At 71.6% G+C, this 24,796-nt stretch carries 18 protein-coding genes and 1 pseudogene; 4 read left to right on the top strand and 15 right to left on the bottom strand.

Going from position 1 to position 24,796, the window contains the following annotated elements; all coding sequences use genetic code 11:
* The 4 genes from AB0I73_RS13385 to AB0I73_RS13370 form a co-directional block, all read right to left on the bottom strand.
* Positions 1-163, bottom strand: a 163-nt coding sequence (locus tag AB0I73_RS13385; protein WP_363036783.1) for a flavodoxin-dependent (E)-4-hydroxy-3-methylbut-2-enyl-diphosphate synthase, incomplete at its 3' end; no start/stop codon positions are given.
* A gap of 227 nt (positions 164-390) precedes the next feature.
* Positions 391-1,683 carry a site-2 protease family protein gene (locus AB0I73_RS13380; protein ID WP_363036781.1) on the bottom strand — a complete coding sequence of 431 codons (1,293 nt, stop codon included), beginning with the start codon at positions 1,681-1,683 and terminating at the stop codon, positions 391-393.
* 8 nt (positions 1,684-1,691) lie between these two features.
* Positions 1,692-2,954 (bottom strand): 1-deoxy-D-xylulose-5-phosphate reductoisomerase, encoded by a 1,263-nt coding sequence (gene dxr / locus AB0I73_RS13375; protein WP_363036775.1) that lies wholly within the window; start codon positions 2,952-2,954, stop codon positions 1,692-1,694.
* A gap of 88 nt (positions 2,955-3,042) precedes the next feature.
* Positions 3,043-5,013, bottom strand: a complete 1,971-nt coding sequence (locus AB0I73_RS13370) for an acyl-CoA dehydrogenase family protein (protein WP_363036773.1) — start codon at positions 5,011-5,013, stop codon at positions 3,043-3,045.
* Positions 5,014-5,402: 389 nt separating this feature from the next.
* On the opposite strand from AB0I73_RS13370, the gene AB0I73_RS13365 reads away from it, so the two are divergent.
* A complete protein-coding gene (locus tag AB0I73_RS13365) occupies positions 5,403-6,506 on the top strand; it encodes a LacI family DNA-binding transcriptional regulator (RefSeq protein ID WP_363036771.1) in 1,104 nt (367 codons plus the stop codon).
* Between the two features lie 71 nt (positions 6,507-6,577).
* Here AB0I73_RS13365 and AB0I73_RS13360 read toward each other — a convergent pair.
* A pseudogene (locus AB0I73_RS13360) lies at positions 6,578-6,956 on the bottom strand (hypothetical protein); the annotation flags it as partial.
* Between the two features lie 204 nt (positions 6,957-7,160).
* The gene (locus AB0I73_RS13355) at positions 7,161-8,423 is read right to left on the bottom strand and encodes an IS200/IS605 family accessory protein TnpB-related protein (protein WP_363036769.1); all 1,263 of its coding nucleotides are present in this window, start codon (positions 8,421-8,423) and stop codon (positions 7,161-7,163) included.
* 26 nt (positions 8,424-8,449) lie between these two features.
* Here AB0I73_RS13355 and AB0I73_RS13350 point away from each other — a divergent pair, with 26 nt between their 5' ends.
* The gene (locus tag AB0I73_RS13350; RefSeq protein WP_363036767.1) at positions 8,450-8,944 is read left to right on the top strand and encodes a carbohydrate-binding protein; all 495 of its coding nucleotides are present in this window, start codon (positions 8,450-8,452) and stop codon (positions 8,942-8,944) included.
* Positions 8,945-9,077: 133 nt separating this feature from the next.
* Here the strand turns inward: AB0I73_RS13350 and AB0I73_RS13345 are convergent, their stop codons facing one another.
* The 3 genes from AB0I73_RS13345 to AB0I73_RS13335 all read right to left on the bottom strand — a co-directional run bounded on the left by AB0I73_RS13345 (position 9,078) and on the right by AB0I73_RS13335 (position 14,867).
* On the bottom strand, positions 9,078-10,538 hold the full coding sequence (locus AB0I73_RS13345; RefSeq protein ID WP_363036765.1) for an aldehyde dehydrogenase family protein: 1,461 nt from the start codon (positions 10,536-10,538) through the stop codon (positions 9,078-9,080).
* Between the two features lie 219 nt (positions 10,539-10,757).
* On the bottom strand, positions 10,758-12,380 hold the full coding sequence (locus AB0I73_RS13340) for a PucR family transcriptional regulator (RefSeq protein WP_363036763.1): 1,623 nt from the start codon (positions 12,378-12,380) through the stop codon (positions 10,758-10,760).
* Positions 12,381-12,689: 309 nt separating this feature from the next.
* On the bottom strand, positions 12,690-14,867 hold the full coding sequence (locus AB0I73_RS13335) for an ATP-binding protein (protein ID WP_363036761.1): 2,178 nt from the start codon (positions 14,865-14,867) through the stop codon (positions 12,690-12,692).
* Between the two features lie 272 nt (positions 14,868-15,139).
* Between AB0I73_RS13335 and gabT the strand changes: the two genes are divergently transcribed.
* Together gabT and AB0I73_RS13325 are read left to right on the top strand one after the other, a co-directional pair.
* Positions 15,140-16,474 carry a 4-aminobutyrate--2-oxoglutarate transaminase gene (gene gabT / locus AB0I73_RS13330; RefSeq protein WP_363036759.1) on the top strand — a complete coding sequence of 445 codons (1,335 nt, stop codon included), beginning with the start codon at positions 15,140-15,142 and terminating at the stop codon, positions 16,472-16,474.
* A 474-nt stretch (positions 16,475-16,948) separates the two neighbouring features.
* Positions 16,949-17,599 (top strand): phosphatase PAP2 family protein, encoded by a 651-nt coding sequence (locus tag AB0I73_RS13325; RefSeq protein WP_363036757.1) that lies wholly within the window; start codon positions 16,949-16,951, stop codon positions 17,597-17,599.
* A 6-nt stretch (positions 17,600-17,605) separates the two neighbouring features.
* Here AB0I73_RS13325 and AB0I73_RS13320 read toward each other — a convergent pair whose 3' ends face one another.
* The 6 genes from AB0I73_RS13320 to AB0I73_RS13295 are packed head-to-tail and all read right to left on the bottom strand — an operon-like array spanning position 17,606 to position 24,763.
* Positions 17,606-19,009, bottom strand: coding sequence for an FAD-dependent oxidoreductase (locus AB0I73_RS13320; protein WP_363036755.1), 1,404 nt, complete (start codon positions 19,007-19,009; stop codon positions 17,606-17,608).
* 6 nt (positions 19,010-19,015) lie between these two features.
* On the bottom strand, positions 19,016-19,825 hold the full coding sequence (locus AB0I73_RS13315) for an ABC transporter permease (protein WP_363036753.1): 810 nt from the start codon (positions 19,823-19,825) through the stop codon (positions 19,016-19,018).
* On the bottom strand, positions 19,826-20,758 hold the full coding sequence (locus AB0I73_RS13310) for an ABC transporter permease (protein ID WP_109377425.1): 933 nt from the start codon (positions 20,756-20,758) through the stop codon (positions 19,826-19,828).
* Positions 20,758-21,924 (bottom strand): ABC transporter ATP-binding protein, encoded by a 1,167-nt coding sequence (locus tag AB0I73_RS13305; RefSeq protein WP_363036751.1) that lies wholly within the window; start codon positions 21,922-21,924, stop codon positions 20,758-20,760. The genes AB0I73_RS13310 and AB0I73_RS13305 overlap by 1 nt, the downstream gene beginning before the upstream one ends.
* A gap of 5 nt (positions 21,925-21,929) precedes the next feature.
* Positions 21,930-23,177 (bottom strand): spermidine/putrescine ABC transporter substrate-binding protein, encoded by a 1,248-nt coding sequence (locus AB0I73_RS13300; protein ID WP_363036749.1) that lies wholly within the window; start codon positions 23,175-23,177, stop codon positions 21,930-21,932.
* A 20-nt stretch (positions 23,178-23,197) separates the two neighbouring features.
* The gene (locus AB0I73_RS13295; RefSeq protein ID WP_363036747.1) at positions 23,198-24,763 is read right to left on the bottom strand and encodes a gamma-aminobutyraldehyde dehydrogenase; all 1,566 of its coding nucleotides are present in this window, start codon (positions 24,761-24,763) and stop codon (positions 23,198-23,200) included.
* Between the last annotated feature and the right edge of the window lie 33 nt (positions 24,764-24,796).

Below are 24,796 nucleotides of genomic sequence, written 5' to 3'. Positions count from 1 at the left end.
GCAGCGTCGCGCCGATGTCGGAGGTGCGCGTGGTGGTCATCGACTGCACCGACACCGGCGCGTCCCCGCCCACCGCCACCGACCCCACCTGGATCTTCCGGCTCTTGCGGCGCGGGGCCAGGGTGATCGGAACGGACGGCATGCCGAGAGAAATCGCAGTCATCTGCTGTGCAACCCCAAGTCGTGGATCAAGGTCCGGCTCCCGGTGAGCAGCGGGCTCCGCGGTCCGAGATTACGGCACGGGCATCGGCCCGAGCACATCCCGTCCGTAAACCCACTCAAAGGGCGATGGCCCGGAACGAAAGGGTTCCAGGCCATCGTGAACGGCGGATGTCCGGCGGATTCGCACCCGGTGGTGAGGCGGGGCACGTACCGGTCCGTCCGGTCCGCCTAGGAGATCCGTATCGGGTTCACCACGTCCGCGACGAGGACGAGGAGCGTGAAGCAGACGAAGATCCCGGCCACCACGTAGGCCACCGGCATCAGTTTCGCCACGTCGAACGGGCCCGGGTCGGGGCGGCGCAGCACCCTGGCGAGGTTGCGGCGCAGCGACTCCCACAGGGCGCCCGCGATGTGCCCGCCGTCGAGCGGGAGCAGCGGGAGCATGTTGAACAGGAACAGGGAGAGGTTGAAGCCCCCGAGCAGCATCACGAACATGGCCATCTGCTGTGAGGCGGGGATCTCGAGGGTGGCGATCTCCCCGCCGACCCGGGCCGCTCCGACGACGCCCATCGGGGAGTCCGGCTCGCGCGGACCGTCACCGAAGGCCGCGTCCCACAGGGCGGGGACCTTGGACGGCAGGGCGGCGAGGGAGTCGACGGCGTCGCCGACCCGGTCGGTCATCCAGACCACGGAGTCCCCGAAGTCCTGTTTGACGACGCCGGTGGCCGCGCTGAAGCCGAGGAAGCCGGCCTTGACGTACTCACCCTCGACGTAGGCCCCGTCGGAGTCCTTCTTCGCGACCTGGTTGGTGGCGATCTTCGCCTGGAGGGTGACCTCCTGTCCGTCGCGGTCGACGACGATCGGCACGGCCTTGCCGGCGCTGTCGCGGATGAGGTCGGAGAGCGTGCCCCAGTCGTCGGTCCTGACGCCGCCGAACGCGACGATCTTGTCGCCCGCCTCCATGCCGGCCGCCGCGGCCGGGGACCGGGGGTCGGACTTCACGCACTCGTCGCGGTTCTCGCTCTGCGAGATGACGCACGGGGAGACCGAGCTGACGGTGGTGGTCTGCTGCTGGATGCCGAAGCCCATCAGCACGGTGAGGAACAGCACCACCGCGAGGATCAGGTTCATGAACGGGCCCGCGAACATCACGATGACCCGTTTCCACGGTTTACGTGTGTAGAACAGGCGTTTCTCGTCGCCGGGCTGCAGTTCCTCGAAGGCGGCGGAGCGGGCGTCCTCGATCATGCCGCGCCACGGCGAGGTGGAGCGGGCCTCCAGCCGTCCGTCGGCGCCGGGCGGGAACATGCCGATCATGCGGATGTAGCCGCCGAACGGGATCGCCTTGACGCCGTACTCGGTCTCGCCCTTGTGCCGGGACCAGAGAGTCGGGCCGAAGCCGACCATGTACTGGGGGACCCGGATGCCGAAGAGCTTGGCGGTGGACAGGTGTCCCAGCTCGTGCCAGGCGATCGAGAGCAGCAGGCCGACCGCGAAGACGACTATGCCGAGGATGAACATCAAGGTCGTCATGCACGCGCCTCCGCGCTCGCCGTACGGGCAGTCAGTTCCCGGGTCCTCGCTCGCGCCCAGGTCTCCGCTTCGAGGACGTCCGGGACAGTCAAAGAGGTTCCCGTTCGCGGGGTGCCGTGCTCCTCGACCACCCGGGTGACGGTATCGATGATCCCGTTGAACGGCAGCGCGCCGGCGCGGAACGCCTCCACGCACTCCTCGTTCGCCGCATTGAACACCGCCGGGGCGGTGCCCGCGAGCCCGCCCACGTGCCGGGCCAGGTTCACCGAGGGGAACGCCTCGTTGTCGAGGGGGAAGAACTCCCAGGTGGACGCCTTGCTCCAGTCGAAGACCGGGGCGGCGTCGGGGACCCGTTCGGGCCAGCCGAGGCCGATGGCGATGGGCCCGCGCATGTCGGGGGGCGTCGCCTGGGCCAGTGTCGATCCGTCCGTGAACTCAACCATCGAGTGGACATACGACTGCGGGTGTACGACGACCTCAATGCGATCGAAGGGAATGTCGTACAGCAGGTGGGCCTCGATGACTTCGAGGCCCTTGTTGACGAGGGTGGCGGAGTTGATCGTGATCACCGGGCCCATGGCCCAGGTGGGGTGGGCGAGGGCGTCCTCGACGGTGACGTTCGCCAGTTCGTCCCTGGTGCGGCCGCGGAAGGGGCCGCCGGAGGCGGTGACGACGAGCTTGCGCACGTCCGCGCGGGTTCCGGCGGCCAGTGCCTGGAACAGCGCGGCGTGCTCGGAGTCGACCGGGATGATCTGCCCCGGCTTGGCCAGCCCCTTCACCAGCGGGCCGCCGACGATCAGCGACTCCTTGTTGGCGAGCGCGAGGGTGCGGCCGGCCTCGAGGGCGGCGAGCGTGGGGGCCAGTCCGATGGAGCCGGTGATGCCGTTGAGGACGGTGTGGCAGTCGGAGGCGGCGAGCTGCGCGGCCGCGTCCGCTCCGGCGAGGATCTCGGGCAGCGGCTCCCCCGGCCCGTACTGCGCCGACAGCGCGTCGCGCAGCGCGCCCACGACGTCCTCGCGCGCGACGGCGACCGTGCGCACCCGCAGCCGGTGGGCCTGCTCGGCGAGGAGGGAGACGCGGCCGCCGTTGGCGGACAGGCCGACGACCCGGAAGCGGTCGGGGTTGCGCAGCACGAGGTCGATGGCCTGGGTGCCGATCGACCCGGTGGAGCCGAGGATCACCACGTCCCTGGGGCCGTCCCCCGCCACGGGGTCGTACACCAGGTGCGGGTCGGCGAGCGGAGCTGGAGCGTCGGTCATGGACCCCATTGTGTCCGGTCGCGGACACCGCCGGGGCTCCGCCCCGGCAGCTCGTGGGTCATGTCCGACGCCCCCGCCCCGGCCCACCTCAGCGGATCGGCCGGTGCGCGTTGCTCCGTGCGCTGGGGCCGGGCGTGGTGTCCGCGATCCAGGGGCCGTCACCCGAAGGGTCGAGGACACCCTGCTCCAGCCACTCGTAGGTGCCGGAGAACACACCCTTGACGACCTTGCGGTCGATGTCGTCGGTGTTGGTCCACAGCCGGTCGAAGAGTTCGTCGACGCGGACACGGGACTGGCGGCAGAAGGCGTCGGCGAGCTGGTAGGCCTCACGGCCGTGGTCGTCGCGGCGGCGCAGCAGTTCGGCGCGGACGCAGGCGGCGCTCATCGCGAACAGTTCGGCGCCGATGTCGACGATCCGGCCCAGGAAGCCCTGTTTGGTCTCCATCCGGCCCTGCCAGCGGGACATGGCGTAGAAGGTGGACCGGGCGAGTCTGCGAGCCGCGCGCTCGACGTACCGCAGGTGCGGGGAGAGGTCGACCCCGTGTTTGAAGTCCCCGTAGGCTCCGGGGAGCTGTCCTGGGCCCGCGACCAGTCTGGGCAGCCACTTCGCGTAGAAGACGCCCGCGTTCGCGCCCGCCTTCGCCTTGTCGCCCAGGGATTTCTCGGGGTCGATGAGATCGCCGGCGACCGACAGATGGGCGTCGACCGCCTCCCGCGCGATCAGCAGGTGCATGATCTCGGTGGAGCCCTCGAAGATGCGGTTGATGCGCAGGTCGCGCAGCATCTGCTCGGCGGGCACCGCCCGCTCGCCGCGCGCCCGGAGGGAGTCGGCGGTCTCGTAGCCGCGTCCGCCGCGGATCTGGACCAGCTCGTCGGCCATCAGACAGGCCATCTCCGAGCCGTACAGCTTGGCGAGCGCCGCCTCGATGCGGATGTCGTTGCGGTTCTCGTCGGCCATCTGGGAGGACAGGTCGACCACGGCCTCCAGGGCGAAGGTGGTCGCCGCGATGAACGCGATCTTCGAGCCGACCGCCTCGTGCAGCGCCACCGGCTTGCCCCACTGCTCCCGGGCCGCCGACCACTCACGGGCGATCTTCAGGCACCACTTTCCGGCGCCGACACACATCGCGGGCAGGGAGAGCCGTCCGGTGTTGAGCGTGGTGAGCGCGATCTTCAGGCCCTGGCCCTCCTCACCGATGCGGTGACCGGCCGGGACGCGGACCTGGTGGAAGCGGGTGACGCCGTTCTCCAGGCCGCGCAGGCCCATGAAGGCGTTGCGGTTCTCGACCGTGATGCCCTCGGAGGCCGCCTCCACCACGAACGCGGTGATGCCGCCCCGGTGGCCCTCGCTCCTGGGCACGCGGGCCATGACGACGAGGAGGTCGGCGACCACGCCGTTGGTCGTCCACAGCTTCACGCCGTCGAGGACGTAGCCGCCCTCGCCGTCCGGGACGGCGGTGGTGGCGAGCCGTGCCGGGTCCGAGCCGACGTCGGGCTCGGTGAGCAGGAAGGCCGAGATGTCGGTACGGGCGCAGCGCGGCAGGAACGTGTCCTTCTGCTCCTGGGTACCGAAGATCTTCAGCGGTTGCGGGACGCCGATCGACTGGTGGGCGGAGAGCAGCGCGCCGATCGCGGGGTTGGCGGAGCCGACCAGGGCGAGGGCCTTGTTGTAGTAGACCTGCGTCAGGCCGAGGCCGCCGTACTTGGTGTCGATCTTCATGCCGAAGGCGCCGAGCTCCTTGAGCCCGGTGACCACCTCGTCGGGGATCCGGGCCTCGCGTTCGATCCGGGCTCCGTCGATCTTCGTCTCGCAGAAGTCGCGGAGTTTGGCGAGGAACTCCTCGCCGCGTTCGGCGTCCTCGCCGGCCGGGACAGGGTGGGGGTGGATGAGGTCGAGCCGGAAGCGGCCCAGGAACAGTTCCTTGGCGAAGCTGGGCTTGCGCCAGTCCTGTTCCCGGGCGGCCTCCGCGACCTGACGGGCCTCACGTTCGGTGACGGTGGGTCGATACCCAGATCGGGGTGTCTGGGGTGCCCTGGATGACTCGGGTGTTGCGGACATGAGGCTCACCTCGCCGCGAATCGGGATGCCTGGACGACGGCCCGGGGGACCGATGTGCATGACCTTGGGGGCCTGTGGGGTGACTTGCGTTACTGACGGGTGCTACCCATTCGTATGTACCTGATGCGCAGCCGCCCCACCACCCTTTGTGCGTCCATTCGGCTTACCCGCCGACCCCGACCCCTCGACGTCGCACCGGAGGGCTCGTGGGAACCTGGCGGGGCGGGGACGGCTCCCGCCCACCCTCCGGGCGGCGGGAGAGAAAGCCTGTCGAAGCGTTTCGACAGCATATGGACACCCATCCTTGCTGGGACTACTGTCGAACCACCCCACCTGACCCTGCACGTACGGCGCACTGTCGAAGCGCTTCACCACAACGGGAGAGCCGGATGGTCACCCTCGCCGAGGTCGCCCAGCACGCCGGAGTCTCGGCGAGCACGGTGAGCTACGTCCTCAGCGGCAAGCGGTCCATCTCCGCGAACACCCGCCGACGGGTCGAGGAGAGCATCCGCCGGCTCGGGTACCACCCGAACGCCGGGGCCCGTGCCCTGGCCAGCAGCAGGTCCAACGTCATCGCGCTGATGATCCCGCTGCGTACGGACATGTACGTGCCGGTGATGATGGAGATCGCCATCGCGGTGACCACCACGGCCCGCGCCCACGGGTACGACGTGCTGCTGCTCACCGGCGAGGAGGGCCCCGACGCGGTGCGCCGCGTCGCCGGCAGCGGACTCGCCGACGGGATGATCCTGATGGATGTCGAACTCGACGACGAGCGGCTGCCGTTGCTGCGGGGTGGGGGTGCCCCCGCTCATGGGGGTCCCCCCGCTCGAGCGGATTCGAGAGTGGGGGAGGATTCGAGAGTGGGGGAGGATTCGAGAGTGGGGGATGACCAGTCGGCGGTGCTGATCGGGCTGCCCGCCGACACCACCGGCCTGACCTGCGTGGACCTCGACTTCCGGGCCGCCGGCGCGCTCTGCGTGGAACATCTGGCGGCGCTGGGACACCGCGACATCGCCGTCGTCGGCGAGGCCCCCGCGGTCTACGAACGGCACACCGGCTTCGCCGAGCGCACCCTCGACGGGCTGCGCTCGCAGGCACGGGAGTCGGGGGTGCGGCTGCTGCACCGGCCGTGCGAGGGCGGGTACGCCGCGATGGCCGTGACCCTCGCCCGGATCCTCGACGAACGTCCGGGCACCACGGCGTTCGTCGTGCAGAACGAGTCGGCGGTCGAACCGTTGCTCGCCCTGCTGCGGCAGCAGGGGCGGGCCGTGCCGGAGGACGTCTCGGTGGTCGCGATCTGCCCCGAACAGGTCGCCGTCCAGGCCTCGGTGCGGCTGACCTCGGTCGCCATCCCCGCGCAGGAGATGGGCCGGTACGCCGTGGAACACCTGGTCGCCAAGCTCGACGGGCGGGGTGACGACGAGGTCGTCCTGCTCGCGCCCGAGCTGACGGTACGGGCGAGCTCGGGCCCCGCGCCCGCCCGCGCATAGCCCGCCCCGCCTCGTTCCCGCTCCTCCGCCCTGTGGGCAGCGGGCTGCCCACAGGGCGGAGGCGGTGGTCGACTGCTGCTGACCGTCAGGTTGTCGGTGCGGAAGTCCAGGCCGCCGGACGACGAGGTGATCTCGTAACCGAACTGCACGTCGCCGAGGGTCTCGTTGCCCATCCAGCCCTTGGTGTCCTTGATCCAGTCGAGGAGCGGCAGGATGTCGACGGTCCCGGAAGTGGAGTTGGACGTGCGCAGGAACGAAGACCTGGTTGGCGCCGTTGTCGCCCTTGTAGACGTTCCAGGTGTGGCCGCCGAGACTGACCGTGCCCTGCGGACTGCCGAGCGGGCCGACGGGACCGTACCGGTTGACCCAGAGCATGATCTCGTAGTCGTGGTCCGTGTCCCAGATGTCGTACGACGTGTTGTACGCACCCGCGGACGGGACGGCGACGTTGCATCTGGATCGTCACCGAGCACGGCGAGGAGGCCGTGGCGCGGGCCGTAGCACGGGCCGACATGGTCGTGGCGGCAACGACCCGCACATCAACGGCCGTGAGACCGAGGCCTGTACGACGCTCCGGCTGCCCGCCCAGCAAAAGGTGCTGCTGCGCGTGGCCCGCGCCGCCAACGAGAACCCGGTGCTGGCGCTGATCTCCGCCTACCGTTCCTGGAGGCCGAGCGGGAGGGAGTCCTGTTGCCAGGACTCGTGCTCAGCCGAACGCCCCGAACGGTGTTGGGCGTTCTGGTGGCCCACGTTCACCCGGCGGTCCGGTGGCACGGATCGTGTCCGTGGTCCGGCAAAGCGGGGGCGGGGTCCCTCACGCCCAGGGGCCTCCGGTCGGGCCTGGACGGTCCGATGCCCGCATCCATCGCTCTGGTGGGCGCGGGGCGGTGCCGTCCGACGCCTGATCGAATGCCCTTGGGCGCGTCGTCCGATGGCCACGGCTGCTGCGTCGTGGCGGCTGGTGTTACGCATGGTGCTGGTCAGCGGCTTCTGCCAGTGCTGGGCGCCCCACTTGGAGGTATAGGCGGGGTCGACGGCGATGACCGCGGTGCCCGTCTGGTCGGCCATCGAGACCAGACGGGTGCGGAGCCGGCCGGTGGGCAGGCCGGAGACCAGCTTTCGGAACCGCTTGTTGCGGCCGTGTTCCTCCCGGGTCTTCTCCGCGGTGAAATCGAGGTCCTCCACCGCAATGGCCTTGACACCACAGGCTTTTGCCCAGTGCAGGAGACGGGTCAGGGCGTGGCGGACCTGGGCGTCGCGGTGGCCGGCGGTGCCGGTCAGGTCGTAGAAGAAGCGACGCGGGTCGCCGATCGGGTTGCCGTGGGCATCGAGGCGCCAGGCGGCGAGGTGGTCGGCGTTGGTGTCCACCCCGATCACCCCCTCGGCCAGCGCGGCCGCCAGGGGGAGCTCCGGGGCTGCGGGGATGGTCCAGGAGGCGGTCACATACCAGCGCCCGCGCTGTACGTCGTGGTGGATGCGGTAGGCGACCGCCCGGTTCGCCGCGACACGGTCGGCCCACTCCGGCCCACGGTGCGTAAACCGCACCCGGCCGGTGAGAACGTACCGGCCGTGCGGAGCATTGGCCAGCCCGGCGAGCGGGACGGGCAGCCGAATGCTCACCTCACCATCCGGTCCTATACGAATCGTCTCGTTCCCGAACCGCTTCCCCGACTCCCCGTCCGCCTGAAGGAACCACCGCGCCGCCTCCCACCGCTGGCGCCACTCACCCTCGGTCAGTCGCGCGGCGGGCAGATGACGCCGGGCACGGGCCAGGCGCTTGCCGCCCCGCACGGCATGCACGGTCTCCGCCTCCCAGTCGGCGCGCTCCCGCGCCAGCCGGTCCTCCAGCACGTGCAGGCGGCGGGCCTTGGCATGCCACTCCCGCCTGCTGCGGTAACCACCCGGAGCCTTCCGCATCCCCCTTCGCGTTCCGGGACGTCGCGGTGGGCCGGTGGCGGGTGGAGCCGGGCCGGTACGAGCTGCTGGCCGGTGCCTCCAGCGAGGACGTCCGGCAGCGGACCGCCCTCACCCTCGACGGCGAGCCCGGCGTCCCCCGTGCGGTCCTCGAACACGGCCTGGACGCGGCGGACTTCGACGAGCAGAGCGGCACCGAGATCGTCGACCGGACCAGGGAGTCGGGCGACGCGGTGACACCGGTGGCCGGGCAGTCGGGCGAGCTGCTCTTCCGCCGCTGCGACTTCGGGAGCGGAGTGACGGAGGTGACCGTCGAGGTGGCCGGCGGGGGCACCGTCGACCTGTCCCTCGACGGCGGCCCGGTGTTCGCCACGCTGCCCCCGCGAACCCCTACGTCCGGCCCGTACGACTACGTCACGCTCGGCGCGCCCGTCGCCGTCGACGGCGTGCACGGCGTACAGGACCTGCGCCTGGGACTGCGCGGCCCGCTGCGGCTCGCGCGGGTCGGCTTCCTCTCCGGTTGAGGGTCCGGGGACGGCCGACGCGAAGAGGGGCCCGGCACCGGAGGACATCGGTGCCGGGCCCCTGCGGACGACGGGCGCGCGTCCCCGCGGAGTCAGCCGGGAACGGTGGTCGAGAACCGGGGGCCGGTCCGCCTCACAGGGCGAGGCCGGTCAGCACCAGCACCCGCTCGTAGGTGTAGTCGTCCATCGCGAACTTCACGCCCTCGCGGCCCACACCGGACTGCTTGGCACCGCCGTACGGCATCTGGTCGGCACGGTAGGAGGGCACGTCGCCAACGACCACGCCGCCGACCTCCAGGGCGCGGTGGGCCCGGAAGGCGGCCTGCAGGTCGTGGGTGAACACCCCCGCCTGGAGGCCGTACTTGGAGTCGTTGACGGCGGCGAAGGCCGCGGCCTCGCCGTCCACCTTCTGCACGGTCAGGACGGGCCCGAAGACCTCCTCGCAGGAGATCGTCACATCGGCCGGGACGTCGGTGAGCACGGTCGGCGCGTAGGAGGCGCCGTCGCGCTTGCCCCCGGTGAGCAGGGTGGCACCGGCGTCGACGGCCTCCTGCACCCACGCCTCGACGCGCTCGGCGGCGGCCTGGCTGACCAGCGGGCCGACATCGGTGGCGTCGTCGGCCGGGTCGCCGGTGACCTGGGCCTCCACGGCGGCGACGATGCGCGGCAGCAGCCGGTCGTAGACGGAGGCGTCCGCGATGACCCGCTGCACGGAGATGCAGGACTGGCCGCCCTGGTAGTTGGAGAAGGTGGCGATGCGGTTCGCCGCCCGGTCCAGGTCCTCGTCGCTCGCCCAGTCGGCGAGGACGACGGCCGCGCCGTTGCCGCCGAGCTCCAGGGTGCAGTGCTTGCGCGGCACCGAGTCCATGATCGCGTAGCCGACCTGCTCGGAACCGGTGAAGGAGATCACCGGCAGCCGCTCGTCCTGGACGAGGGCGGGCATGCGGTCGTTGGGGACCGGGAGGATGCTCCAGGAACCGGCCGGCAGCTCGGTCTCGGCGAGCAGCTCACCGATGAGCAACCCGGACAGCGGGGTCGCCGGGGCGGGCTTGAGGACGATGGGGGTACCGGCGGCGACGGCCGGGGCGATCTTGTGGGCACACAGGTTCAGCGGGAAGTTGAACGGTGCGATGCCCAGCACGACGCCCTTGGGGAACCGCCGGGTGAGGGCGAGCCGCCCCTGGCCACCGGCGTCGGTGTCGAGCCGCTGGGCTTCGCCGCCGTTGAACCGGCGGGCCTCCTCGGCGGCGAACCGGAACACGGACACGGCCCGGCCGACCTCGCCGCGCGCCCACTTGATCGGCTTGCCGTTCTCGGCGGAGATCAGCCGGGCGATCTCCTCGGTGCGCTCCACGAGCCGCCGACCGACGTGGTCGAGGGCGGCGGCGCGGACGTGGGCGGGGGTGGCGGCGAACTCGTCCCGCACGGCGTACGCGGCGGCCACGGCCTCCTCGACCTGGGCGTCGGACGGCACGCTCACGGTGCCGACGACCCGGCCGTCCCACGGAGAGGTGACGTCGAAGGCAGCCTCGCCGGTGGCCTGACGGCCGGCGAGCCAGAAGGCGTGGGTGGCTGCCGATTCTTCCTTTGGCATGGCGAGTCCCGGCCCTTCCGCGTTGGGGGTGGTTGCTTGGCTTGCTGGATCCACGGTAGGGCCGGGGTGACAGCGGGTCGTTTGTCCGAGTCGTAGCAGTCGGCCGCCGACGCGCGCCGCTTTGGCAGATCGGTCCTCGCCATGCCCGCCGCACCCGGCACCGGCCCTGCCTCCCGGCCCCTCGTCGGTCGTCGCTCGTCGGTCCTCAGCTGTCAGCCGTCAGTCGGGCGAGGTCGCCTTCAGGGCCAGCCACAGTTCCATGCGTACGTCCGGGTCGTCCAGGGAGCGGCCGAGGATCTCCTCTACGCGGCGCATGCGGTAACGCAGGGTGTGGCGGTGCACGCCGAGATCGGCCGCCGCGGCGTCCCACTGCCCGTGCCGGGAGAGCCAGGCACGCACCGAGGCGACGAGGTCGCCGCGTCCGGTCGCGTCGTGTTCGTGGAGGGGCCGCAGCAGCCCGTCGGCGAACGCCCGGACCGCGTCGTCGGCGAGCAGCGGCACCACGGACCCGGCGGCCATCTGCTCGTGCTCCACCAGCACCCGCCCCCGCCGCCGCGCCACCGACAGTGCCTGCCCGGCCTGCTTGTAGGCGGCGGACGCGGCGATGGGGCCGGCCGGTGCGGACAGGCCCACGACCAGTTCGTCCTCGTCGGCGCCGACCAGGGGCTCGTGGGCTCCCCCACCGCTCCGTACCGTTTCCAGGCCGGCCGCGTGATCGCAGCACGCGGCCACCGCCGCGCCGCCGTCGGCGGCCAGCACCACCAGCCGCTCCCGCTCCGGCACCACCAGGACCGCCTCGCCGAAGCGGGCGGCGGCCGATTCCACGGCCTCCGCCAGGGCGCCGAGGGCGTCGCCGTTCGGGTCGCCCTGGGCACGGGCGGCGGGTGCCGCTCCCGTCTCGGCCACGATGATCCGGAAAGGCGCGTCCAGGAGGCCCCCGTACAGGTCTCCGGCCACCGCGCGGGCGTGGTCGGGCTCCCCGGCGAGCAGCATGCGCAGTACGGCGGCGCCGATCCGCTGTTCGGCCGCGCGCAGGGAGCCGGAGCGTTCCGTGGTCAGGGTGAGCAGCGCGACGGCGGAGTGGACGGCGTACCGCTGGGCGGTGCCGAGCGCGGCGGCCGTGCCCACGGCGAGCGCGGCCCGGGGGCGCCGGCCGGTGCCGAGGGAGTGCAGTTCGACCCGGTCGTCGATCTCCGGGTTCTCCGGCCCGGCCACCACCGACGAGGCGGGCGCGGGCCGCTCCCGCAGCCGCCGCACGTCTTCCGTGAGCCGTGCCGCGCGCCTGCCCGCCCACTCCGGTGCCGCGGCGACCACGGCGCCCGAGGCGTCGTACAGCGCGGTCCATCCCTCGACCTGGGAGGCGAGCGCGGTCAGCAGCCCCTCGGGGCCGCCGGCCAGCCCCTGCTTGGTCAGCTCCCGTTGGGCCGCGAACCCCGCGGTCACCGCGCGGTACTGGTCGGCGGCGATGGCGGCGGAGACGGCCTTGCTGATCGCCAGGAAGGGGGTGCGGCGCGGCACCTCCAGCAGCGGCAGCCCCTCCTTCCTCGCCGCGTCCACGAGCGCCTCGGGGATGTCCTCGTAGTGGACGCCGACGGCGAAGCCGAGCCCGACGACACCCGCCCCCACCAGGCGTTTCACATAACGGCGCATCGCCGCCGGATCCTCCGCGTCCAGCTTCAGGGCGGTGATCAGCAGCAGTTCCCCGCCCTCCATGTAGGGCACGGGGTCGGCCAACTCACTGGCATGCGCCCACCGGACCGGCACATCGAGGCCGTCCTCGCCCGCACGCACGGTCAGCTTGAGCGTGGAGTGGTGGACGAGCGAAGCGAGCGTCGGGGGCATGGGGCCTTCAGGTCGGCGGAGATCGGCGGATCCGGCGATCGGAGGAGCCGATATTCGGTGATCAGGCATGCGCGTGGTCGGGGCCGGGAGGGCTGACGAGACGGTTGACGCGGAGGAAGCAGATAACACGGGCATCAGGGCATCAGGTGAGCGTTGTGGATTTTTGGCCGCCGCGTATGAACGACCTATGTCGATTCTGCCCCACCGTACGGTCACGGCGTCACCGCATGCCGGAACGGTTCTCTCGCCGGTCTCTCACCGACTCGTTCACTCCTGGCCCGCGGGGCCGGGCTGCCGGGCAGCCTCGGCTCAGCCCCGCAGGTTCACCAGCAGCGGTGGCGCGTGCTCGCCCTTGACGTCGGTCAGGGAGAGCACCGCGTGCCCCGCCGGCACCGCGTGCGCCAGTTCGGACGCGGACCACCGCTCCCGCTCGACCTGCCGCACGGTGACGGCCCGCGCGGTCGGCGCCTTGCCGGTGATGGCCCGCCGCACCGCGTGCCAGGCCTTGCCCGCGGGGCTGTCCGCGATGATCTGCCGGTCGGTGACGTCCCGGGCCTCGGTCCACTCCTTGCCCCACACCTCGGCGAAGTCCTGTCCGTCCCACGGGGTGAGCCCGGCCAGCGCCATCCGGCACCCGACGGTCCCGAGCAGCGGTCCGCGCAGCGGCCTCGCCACGTCGTCCAGGGTGCGCAGGGTGAGCACCGCTCCGGCGTTGGCCGACCGCAGCCGCTGGATGCCGCGCACGGCCTCGGGGGTGACCACGCCGGTCGCGTCGTCCAGCACCAGGCAGGCGAACAGGGACCTGTCCTCCCGTACCGTCACGCTCGCCGTGAACTGCGCCAGCACCAGCCGCGCCAGCACCCGCGAGGCGTCGGCGTGGCCCCGCTCGGGCAGGTCGACCCGGACCCGCACCGGGTGGTCCAGCGCCTTGAGGCTGAACGGCCGGGACTGTCCGGCGGTGGCTGTGCTCTTGGCGGCCGTGCCTCCGGAGGCTGCGCTTGTGAAGGCCGCGCTTTTGAAAAACGTGGCGAAGGCCGGCCGGTCCAGCAGTGCCACCCGGTCGGCGAGGACCCCGCCCACATCGCCCGGGTGTGCCATCTGCCGTTCCCGGGCGTCGAGTTCGCGCAGCAGCGACTCCTGCCCCGTCTCCGTCAGGCCCTGGCGCAGCGCGGCCAGCGGGCCGGGCGAGCCGTCGAGCAGCCCGCGCAGTTCCGGAACGGAGGGGAAGCGGCCGTGCACCGCGTGGAAGGGGCCGAGGAGCTGGGCGAGGACGGTGGTGGCGCGCCGGCTGTCGCTGCCGGGGTGCGGGTCGGTCAGGTCACCGGCCAGCGCCTCGGCGAGCACCGCGGCGGCCTCGTCGGGGTCGGTGGTCCCGCCGTACAGGTCGAGGTCGTACGCGGAGTCGGGGTGGCCGATCCGTACCACGACGTCGTACGCGTCGGCCGGGCCGATCCCCGCTCCCGCGGCGCCGACGACGACCACGGCGGCCCGTCCGGCGAGTGCGTGCAGGCACAGCGATTCGGCGAGCGGCCGGACGACACCGCCGGTCTTGCCGGAGCCGGCCGGTCCGACCGCGAGCAGGGAGGTGCCGAGCAGTTCGGGGCCGAGCGCGAGGCCGGCGCCCCGGTAGGCGTACGGGTTGCGGACGTCGTCGGCGGCGGTGCCGATCCGCACCTGCCCGGTGACCAGGTCGTGCCGGGCCTGCCGGGCGGGCAGGTCGCGCGCGCCGGACGGGTGCGGGCAGGCGGCGGCGCCGTGGCTGAGCACCGTGCTCGTGAAGGTGGCGAGGGGGTGCCGGCCGGTGCGTACGCCCTGCCAGGCGCGGGCGATGCGGGCGTGGTCGACGTCCCGCATCAGCCCCGCGCGCGCGTCGGCGGCGAGCCGCTCCGCGGCGTCCGCCGCGCCCGCGGCGCGCAGGGCGGGCCAGGTGGCGGGGTCGGCCTCGGGAGCGGGTGGGCGCCCGCTCTCCGGGGGCGTGCGGCGCCATGCGGGCGGTCCGTAGCGGCGCCAGACCTCGCCCCAGCGGCCGAGCCGCCCCACGCCGATCATGAGGGCGCCCGCGATCAGCAGGTAGTAGGCGTAGACGACCACGACGGCGCCGAAGCTGTGGGGTTCGGCCCAGGAGTCGGGGATCATCGCGTAGAGCGGCAGCAGCCACCAGCCGCCGAGGTACCCGTTCCACAGCAGCGACCAGATCAGCCAGCCCACGAGGAACGCGATCAGGGCCCCGCTCAGCAGCTGCCGTCCCGGGATCCGCTCCGGTTCCTCCTCCGGGCGCGGCCGGTGTCCGAACCGCCACACCCCGGGCAGTGCCTCCGGGCGGGGCGTGCGCAGCCAGGTCAGGAACGCCGACCCGTCCGGCGGTGGCGGCATGCCCGGCGCCCTGGTCGGCCTCGGGGGCACCGAGGGCGCCTCCGGCGGCCCCGCAGGGCGCGGCACGGGGTTCGCGTGCGTGCTCCGAGCGTCCTGCGTCCCGTCGCTGTCCATCGCCCTTGCCCCCTGACCAGCCGCGCCGTTCACCGTCAGCGAGTCAATCTAACGCGCCCGCAGGGCGAGTTCACCGTTTCACCGGCCGGGTCACGCCACGGTGGAAGGCCCGATCGCGCCGAGCCCCCGCCGTGTCCCGCACCGGCGCTATGTCCACCACGGACAACCCGCCCCCCGGAACAACGCCCACATGGAGCATGCCCAGCTCCCGCTCCCCGTCCTAGCCTGCGAGAAAAGAACCACATGTCCGTCGCACCCCCCAGGAGCCCCGCATGACCGCACTTCCGCAGGAGCGCCGCGTCGTCACCGCCATCCCCGGCCCGAAGTCGCAGGAGCTGCAGGCCCGTCGTACCGCCGCGGTCGCGCAGGGCGTGGGCTCGGTGCTGCCCGTGTTCGCCGCGCGGGCGGACGGCGGGATCATCGAGGACGTCGACGGCAACCGGCTGATCGACTTCGGCTCGGGCATCGCGGTGACCTCCGTCGGCGCCTCCGCCGAGGCCGTCGTCCGCCGTGCCTCCGCCCAGCTCGCCGACTTCACGCACACCTGTTTCATGGTCACGCCGTACGAGGGGTACGTGGCCGTGGCCGAGGCGCTCGCCGAGCTGACGCCCGGCGACCATGCCAAGAAGTCGGCGCTGTTCAACAGCGGTGCCGAGGCCGTCGAGAACGCCGTCAAGATCGCGCGCGCCTACACCAAGCGGCAGGCGGTCGTCGTGTTCGACCACGGCTACCACGGCCGCACCAACCTCACCATGGCGCTGACCTCGAAGAACATGCCGTACAAGCACGGCTTCGGCCCGTTCGCCCCCGAGGTGTACCGCGTCCCGGTGGCCTACGGCTACCGCTGGCCGACGGGCGCCGAGAACGCGGGTCCGGAGGCCGCCGCGCAGGCGATCGACCAGATCTCCAAGCAGGTCGGCGCGGAGAACGTGGCCGCGATCATCATCGAGCCGGTGCTCGGCGAGGGCGGCTTCATCGAGCCGGCCAAGGGCTTCCTGCCCGCGATCAGCAAGTTCGCCGCCGACAACGGCATCGTCTTCGTCGCCGACGAGATCCAGTCCGGCTTCTGCCGCACCGGCCAGTGGTTCGCCTGCGAGGACGAGGGCATCGTCCCGGACCTGATCACCACGGCGAAGGGCATCGCCGGCGGCCTCCCGCTGGCCGCCGTCACCGGCCGCGCCGAGATCATGGACGCCGCGCACGCGGGCGGCCTCGGCGGCACCTACGGCGGCAACCCGGTGGCCTGCGCGGGCGCGCTCGGCTCCATCGAGACGATGAAGGAGCTGGACCTCAACGCCAAGGCGAAGAACATCGAGGCGGTCATGAAGGCCCGCCTCAACGCCATGGCCGAGAAGTTCGACATCATCGGCGACGTCCGCGGCCGCGGCGCGATGATCGCCATCGAGTTGGTCAAGGACCGTACGACCAAGGAGCCGAACCCGGAGGCGACCGCCGCGCTCGCCAAGGCCTGCCACGCCGAGGGCCTGCTGGTCCTGACCTGTGGCACCTACGGCAACGTGCTGCGCTTCCTGCCGCCGCTGGTCATCGGCGAGGACCTGCTGAACGAGGGCCTGGACATCATCGAGCAGGCGTTCGCACGCGTCTGATCAGGCGTTCGCGCACATCCGGTCCGTCGCGGGAGCGGGTGGGCCGCCCCGGATTCCCCCCACCGGGGCGGTCGGCGGCAGAGCGTGTGAAGAACGTGTGCGGGGTGGATGACAGGTGCCCGTTGGCCCTGTCGCGGGCCCACCCCCTGCCGTAGGTTCTACCGAGATGAGAGACACACCCGCTCACAGGGGACTGTGAACGGTTCGGGCCGAGGCCTCCCCAGCTTCGACCTGGTCGTGCCCTCGCGCACACCACCGGATCCTCCGGGTTCCGGGTCTCCTCACCGATCGGACGGTCGCCCGCCCCACACCCCCCGGGGCGTGCGACGTTCCGGTCCGGACGGCCGCCCGCGCATCACGGACGGCAGGCCGTTCCCGAAGGGCCAGTGCTCACCCCCCCTGCACTGGCCCTTCGGCCTGTCACGACACACCGTCCTTCGGCCCGCACCGGCCCCGCCTGCAAAGCTGTGCACCATGCTGCTGCTCGGACCGCCCGTTCTCCTCTTCGCGCTGTTCACCTGGCAGGTCGTCGTCGACGGTCCCCTGGTGGGCCTGGACGAGCGGCTGAGCGGGGCCCTCGTCCATCCGGACCGGGCCTCCGAGGTGCTCGCCGACCTCGGCAACGTCGGGGTGGCCGGGCCCGCCCTGGTGATCGCCCTGGGGTACGCCGCGTGGCACGGGCGTGCCGCGGGTACGGACCGCTGGTGGCTGGCACCCTCCGCCGGAGGCGTGGCGATGGTCCTGGTGCCGGTGCTCGTCGTGCCCCTGAAGGCGTGGACCGACCGCCCCGGCACCCCGGCCGTGCCCCCGGCGGTCGGCTACTACCCCTCCGGACACACCGTCACCGCGGTCGTGGCGTACGGCGCGGCGACCCTGCTCCTCCTTCCGCTGCTGCGCTCGGCGGCGGTCCGTCGCGCGCTCGTGCTGCTCTGTGCCGCCCTCGTCGCCGCCGTCTCCTTCGGTCTGGTGCGCCGGGGCTACCACTGGCCGCTGGACGTGGCGGCCGGCTGGTGCCTGGGCGCGGTCCTGTTGATCTGCCTGTCACTGCTGGTCGGCCGTCCGGTCGGCGGGGACAGCCGGCCGCGGTCCGCCGGAGTTCCCGACGCCGGACCCGGCCCCCGCTGACGGGCCTCAGCTGTCGAAGCCCAGCCCCAGCTGGTCCAGTGTGCGCAGCCACAGGTTGCGGTGGCCGCCGTGCGTGTCGGCACGCGCCAGGGACCACTGGGTGAGGGCGATGCCTGTCCAGGCGAACGGCTCGGGCGGGAAGGGCAGGGGCTTCTTGCGGACCATCTCCAGTTCGGTCCGTTCCGTGCGCTCCCCCGCCAGCAGGTCCAGCATCACCTCGGCGCCGAAGCGGGTGGCACCGACGCCCAGGCCCGTGTAGCCGGCCGTGTAGGCGACCTTGCCCCGGTGGGCGGTGCCGAAGAAGGCCGAGAAGCGGGTGCAGGTGTCGATGGCGCCGCCCCAGGCGTGGGTGAAGCGGACGCCCTCCAGTTGCGGAAAGCAGGTGAAGAAGTGGTCCGCGAGCTTCGCATGGGTCCGAGGTCGGTCGTCGTACTCGGCGCGCACCCGGCCGCCGTACGGGTAGACCGCGTCGTAGCCGCCCCACAGGATGCGGTTGTCGGCGGTCAGCCGGAAGTAGTGGAACCGGTTGGCGGTGTCCGCGAGGCCCTGCCGGTTCCGCCAGCCGACGGACGCCAGCCGGTCGGCGGTGAGCGGCTCGGTCATCAGGGCGTAGTCGTAGACCGGGACGGTGTAGGCGCGGGCCCGTCGGACCAGGCTGGGGAAGACGTTGGTGCCGAGCGCCGCGGTCCGGGCGCGGATCTGCCCGTGGGGGGTGCGTACGGCCAGTCCGGCCCCGTCCGTGCGCAGGCCGAGGGCGGGGGTGTGCTCGTACACGCGGACGCCGAGGCCGAGGCAGGCCCGTTTCAGCCCCCAGGCGAGTTTCGCCGGGTGGAGCATGGCCACGCCCCGGCGGTCCCACAGGCCGGCCCGGAAGGTGGGCGAGTCGACCTGGGCGCGGACCGCGTCGGCGTCCAGGAAATCCACCCCCTCACAGAGCCCCCGGCGCTCCATCTCCTGGTACCAGTCCCGCAGTTCCCGTTCCTGGTGGGGCTCGGTGGCGACGTCGATCTCACCGGTGCGTTCGAAGTCGCAGTCGATGGCGTGGCGGGCGACCGTCTCCTCGATGGCGTCGAGGTTGCGGGCGCCCAGCCGCTCCAGCCGGTGGATCTCGTCGGGCCAGCGGGCCAGGCCGTTGGCCCGGCCGTGGGTGAGCGAGGCGTCGCAGAATCCGCCGTTGCGGCCCGAGGCGGCCCAGCCCACCTCCCGCCCCTCGACCAGGACGACGTCCCGGCCGGGATCCCGCTCCTTGGCGATCAGTGCCGTCCACAGTCCGCTGTAGCCGCCGCCCACGACCAGCAGGTCGCAGGTCTCTGCGCCGGTGAGGGCGGGCTCGGGCCGCGGCCTGCCGGAGTCGTCCAGCCAGTACGCGAGGGGCCGGGCCTCGGCGAGGGATGCCGTCCAACGACTCATGGTGACCTACGCCTTCTGCCGGTCGCGGCGCTTGCTGTGCTGGGTGAAGGCCATGGAGACCAGTACCAGCAGCACGGCGACGACGAACATGGCCGTACCGATGACATTGATCTGCACGGGGGTTCCGCGCTGGGCGGAGCCCCAGACGAACATCGGGAAGGTGACGGTGGAGCCCGCGTTGAAGTTGGTGATGATGAAGTCGTCGAAGGAGAGCGCGAAGGCGAGCAGCGCGCCCGCCGCGATGCCGGGTGCGGCGATCGGCAGGGTGACCCGCCAGAACGTCTGGAACGGGCCGGCGTACAGGTCCTGGGCGGCCTGCTCGAGGCGCGGGTCCATGGACATCACCCGGGCCTTGACGGCGACCACGACGAAGCTGAGGCAGAACATGACGTGGGCGATCAGGATCGTCCAGAAGCCCAGCTGAGCACCCATGTTGAGGAACAGGGTCAGCAGGGACGCCGCCATCACCACCTCGGGCATCGCCATCGGCAGGAAGATCAGCGAGTTCACGGCGCCGCGGGCACGGAACCGGTAGCGGACCAGCGCGAACGCGATCAGCGTGCCGAGCAGGGTGGCGCCGAGGGTCGCCCACAGGGCGATCTGGAGGCTGAGCGCCAGGGACCCGCACAGGCCGGCGACCCCGCACGGGTCCCTCCAGGCGTCCGTGGAGAACTCCTGCCACTGGTAGTTGAAGCGGCCCTTCGGGTTGTTGAAGGAGAACACGGTGACGACGACGTTCGGCAGCAGGAGGTACGCGAGCGTCAGCAGTCCCGCGATGACGACGAGACGGCTCTTGAGCCAGTTGACGAAGGTCATTTACACCAGATCCTCCGTGCCGGACCTACGGATGTAGAGCGTGACCATGATGAGGATCGCGGCCATCAGGATGAACGAGAGCGCGGCGGCCGTCGGGTAGTCGAGGACGCGCAGGAACTGCATCTGGATCACGTTGCCGACCATGCGGGTGTCGGTGGAGCCGAGCAGGTCCGCGTTGATGTAGTCGCCGGTGGCCGGGATGAAGGTCAGCAGCGTGCCGGAGACGACACCCGGCATCGACAGCGGGAAGGTGACCCTGCGGAAGGTGGTCGAGGGCCTGGCGTACAGGTCGTTCGCCGCCTCGTGCAGCCGCGGGTCGATGCGCTCCAGCGAGGTGTAGAGCGGCAGGATCATGAACGGCAGGAAGTTGTACGTCAGACCGCAGACGACGGCGAGCGGCGTGGCCAGCACGCGGTCGCCCGCCGTCCAGCCGAGCCAGGCGGTGACGTCCAGGACGTGCAGGGTGTTCAGGGCGTCGACCACCGGGCCGCCGTCGGCGAGGATCGTCTTCCAGGCGAGGGTGCGGATCAGGAAGCTGGTGAAGAACGGCGCGATCACCAGGATCATGATCAGGTTCCGCCAGCGTCCCGCGCGGAAGGCGATCAGATACGCCAGCGGATAGCCGAGCAGCAGGCACAGCACGGTCGCGGAGGCCGCGTAGAGCACCGAGCGGACGAACTGCGGCCAGTACGTGGACAGTGCGTCCCAGTAGACGGCGAAGTTCCAGGTGACCCGGTAGCCCTCCTCCAAGGACCCCGTCTGGACGGAGGTGGAGGCCTGGTAGATCACCGGCAACGCGAAGAAGACGACCAGCCACAGCAGGCCGGGCAGCAGGAGCAGGTACGGCGTCCAGCGGCCCCGCCTGCGCGGCGGTCTCTTCTCCTTCGTCTCCGGGGCGGGCGCCAGGGGCGGCGCCTCGGTGGCCGTGGCCATCAGGCGACCTCACCCTCGACGGGCTCGACGGTCTCGACGCCCGCGTCCGCATCCTGCGCGGCGTCCAGGCCGAAGGTGTGCGCCGGGTTCCAGTGCAGGACGACCTCCGCGCCGGGCACCAGGCGGTCGTCGCGGTCGATGTTCTGGACGTAGACCTCGAACGCGGTGCAGACCGGGCTGTCGACGACGAACTGCGTGGAGACGCCGATGAAGCTGGAGTCGGCGATCCGGCCGGTGATTTGGTTGCGGCCCTCGGGTATCCGCCCGGCGTCGTCCGCGTGGGCGAGGGAGATCTTCTCCGGGCGCACCCCCAGCAGCACCTTGCCGCCGGTCGTGGCGGGGCCGCTGTTGCGCGCCGAGGGCAGGACGAGTTTGCCGCCGCCCGCTTTCAGCACGAGGTCGTCGCCGGACCTGGAGTCGACGTCGGCCTCGATGAAGTTGGACGTGCCCAGGAAGTTGGCGACGAAGGTGGTGCGCGGGTTCTCGTACAGGTCGGTGGGCGGGCCGAGTTGCTCGACCCGGCCGGCGTTCATCACGGCGACCGTGTCGGCCATGGTCATGGCCTCCTCCTGGTCGTGCGTGACGTGCACGAAGGTGATGCCGACCTCGGTCTGGATGCGCTTGAGCTCCAACTGCATCTGGCGGCGCAGTTTGAGGTCGAGGGCGCCGAGCGGCTCGTCGAGCAGCAGCACCCTGGGGTGGTTGATCAGGGCGCGGGCCACCGCGACGCGCTGCTGCTGGCCACCGGAGAGCTGGTGCGGCTTCTTGCGCGCCTGCTCGCCGAGCTGCACCAGCTCCAGCATCTCCTCGACCTGCTTCTTCACGCTCTTGATGCCGCGCCGGCGCAGACCGAAGGCGACGTTCTCGAAGATGTCGAGGTGCGGGAAGAGGGCATAGGACTGGAAGACGGTGTTCACCGGCCGCTTGTACGGCGGGAGCGCGGTGACGTCCTGGTCGCCGAGGTGGACGGTGCCTGCGGTGGGTTCCTCCAGGCCGGCGATCATCCGCAGGGTGGTGGTCTTACCGCAGCCGGACGCGCCGAGCAGGGCGAAGAAGGAGCCCTGGGGCACGGTCAGGTCCAGCGGGTGTACGGCGGTGAAGTTCCCGTAGGTTTTGCCGATCTGCGTCAGGCGGACGTCGCCGTTGGTCTGTGTCGTCGTCTTCATCGTCGTCACGCCCCTGTGAGCTTCGCGAACTTCGCTTCGTAGGCCGCCTCTTCCTTGTCACTCAGGGCACGGAAGGAGTGGGTTCGGGCCGCTACGTCCTTGGTCGGGATGATCAGCGGGTTCTCCGCCGCCGACTTGTCGATCTTGGCGAGTTCCTCCTGCGCGCCGTCGACGGGACTCACGAAGGCGACGTAGGCGGAGAGCCGGGCCGCCTGCGGCGGCTGGTAGTAGAAGTCGATCAGCCGCTCGGCGTTGGCCTTGTGGCGGGCCTTGTTGGGGATGAGCAGGTTGTCGGTGGCCGTCACGAAACCGGCGTCCGGGATGACGTACCCGACGTCGTCGCTGTCCGCCTGGAGCTGGACGATGTCACCGCCCCAGGCGACACAGGCGGCGATGTCCCCCTTGGTCAGGTCGGACGTGTAGTCGTTGCCGGTGAAGCGGCGGATCTGCCCCTTCTCGACGGCCTTCTGCAGGCGGTCGATCGCCGCGTCGTAGTCGTCGTCGGTGACCTTGGCCGGGTCCTTGCCCATGTCGAGCAGGGTCATGCCGATGCTGTCGCGCATCTCGGACAGGAAGGAGACCCGGCCCTTGAGCTTGGGGTTGTCCAGCAGGTCGGAGACCGACTTCACCTCGATGCCGTCGAGCGCCTTCTTGTTGTAGGCGACGACGGCCGAGACACCCTGCCAGGGGTAGGAGTAAGCGCGCCCCGGGTCCCAGTCCGGGCTGCGGAACTGCCCGGAGAGGTTGGCGAAGGCGTGCGGCAGGTTCGCCGGGTCCAGTTTCTGGACCCAGCCCAGGCGGATCATCCGCGCGGCCAGCCAGTCGGTGAGGACGATCAGGTCTCGGCCGGTGTCCTGCCCGGCGGCGAGCTGCGGTTTGATCTTGCCGAAGAACTCGGTGTTGTCGTTGACGTCCTCGGTGTACTTGACCTTGACGCCGGTCTGCCGGGTGAACGTGTCGAGCGTGGGACGTTGCTTGCCGCTCTCGTCGACATCGATGTAGACGGGCCAGTTGGAGAAGTTGACGGTCTTCTCCTCGGCCGAATGGTCCTCGGCGGAGGTGCCGCCCTGGGTCCGGCCGGCCGGGGGGATGCCGCACCCGCTCAGCGCCCCGAGACCGCCGACCGCGAGCGCACCCCCGGTGGAGGCGCGCAGCAGGGAACGGCGGGTCAGGGCTGCCCTGCCGTTGCGGAAGTTGCGCCGCATAGCGGCCGTCCGGGCCGGAGAGAGGCGGTCGGGCTCGTACTGCTCCATGCGCGTGGTGCCCTTTCGGGTCAGTGGCCGTGGGTCGGGCGGCCCGGCTGCTGTCGGTCCCCGAAGATCGTGCGGTGCCAGTCCTTGCGGACCACCGCCGTGTTGTCGAACATGACGTGCTTGATCTGGGTGTACTCCTCGAACGAGTACGCGGACATGTCCTTGCCGAAGCCGGACGCCTTGGAGCCGCCGTGCGGCATCTCGCTGATGATCGGGATGTGGTCGTTGATCCACACACAGCCCGCCTTGATCTCGCGGGTGGCACGACCCGTCCGGTACACGTCGCGGCTCCACGCGGAGGCGGCGAGCCCGTACGGCGTGTCGTTGGCCAGGGCGATGCCCTCGTCGTCGGTGTCGAAGGGCAGGACGACGAGCACCGGTCCGAAGATCTCGGACTGCACGACCTCGCTGTCCTGCGGCGCGTCGGCGATCAGGGTGGGGCGGTAGTACGCGCCGTGCTTCAGCTCGCCCTCCGGTGCCTCACCGCCGGTCACCACCCGCGCACAAGCACGTGCCCGGTCGACGAATCCGGCCACGCGGTCGCGCTGGGCGTGCGAGATCAGCGGGCCGAGGTCGGTGCCGGGAGCGAAGGGGTCGCCGAGCCGCACGGTCTCCATCAGGGCGGCCGTGCGCTCGACGAACGCCTCGTAGAGGGGCCGTTGCACGTACGCGCGGGTGGCGGCCGTGCAGTCCTGGCCGGTGTTGATGAGCGCGCCCGCGACCGCTCCGTTGACGGCGGCGTCGAGGTCGGCGTCGTCGAAGACGACGAAGGGGGCCTTGCCGCCGAGTTCGAGGTGGATGCGCTTGACGGTGGCGGTGGCGATCTCGGCGACCCGCCTGCCCACGGCGGTGGAGCCGGTGAAGGAGGTCATGGCGACGTCGGGATGGCCGACGAGGTGTTCGCCCGCCTCCTTGCCGGTGCCGGTGACGATGTTGATCACGCCGTCCGGGATGCCCGCGTCGGTGGCGGCCCGCGCGAACAGGAGGGAGGTCAGCGGGGTGAGTTCGGCCGGCTTGAGAACGACGGTGTTGCCCGCGGCTATCGCCGGGAGGATCTTCCACGCGGCCATCTGGAGGGGGTAGTTCCAGGGCGCGATCGAGCCGACGACGCCGATGGGTTCGCGGCGGACGTAGGAGGTGTGGTCGCCGGAGTACTCGCCGGCGGACTGGCCCTGCAGATGGCGGGCGGCGCCGGCGAAGAAGGCGATGTTGTCGATCGTCCCCGGGACGTCGAACTCACGGCTCAGCTTGAGCGGCTTGCCGCACTGCAGGGACTCGGCACGGGCGAAGTCCTCGGCGCGCTCGGCGACGACGGCCGCGAACCGGTGCAGGGCGTCGGAGCGCTCACCGGGGGTGGCGCCGGCCCATGCCGGGAACGCCTCGCGCGCCGCGGCGACGGCCGCGTCCACGTCGTCGGTGCCGGCGAGCGCGTAGGTGTGGACCTCCTGCCCGGTGGCGGGGTCGACGACCGCGTGCGTACGGCCCGAGGTGCCCTTCCTCGAACGTCCCGCGATGAACTGCGCCCCGTCCGCGAACCGGCCCTGGGCCGGGAATCGTTCCGGGGTGGCGTTGCCCGGGTTGTGCATGTCGCTCTCCTCCGTCTCCCTGAGGGGGCGGCG

Origin of the sequence: Streptomyces sp. NPDC050388 (assembly GCF_040655635.1) — a bacterium.
In the GTDB taxonomy this organism is placed as follows: domain Bacteria; phylum Actinomycetota; class Actinomycetes; order Streptomycetales; family Streptomycetaceae; genus Streptomyces.
The sequence above is the reverse complement of the archived record's forward strand: the minus strand, read 5'-3'. Positions and strand labels throughout refer to the sequence as shown.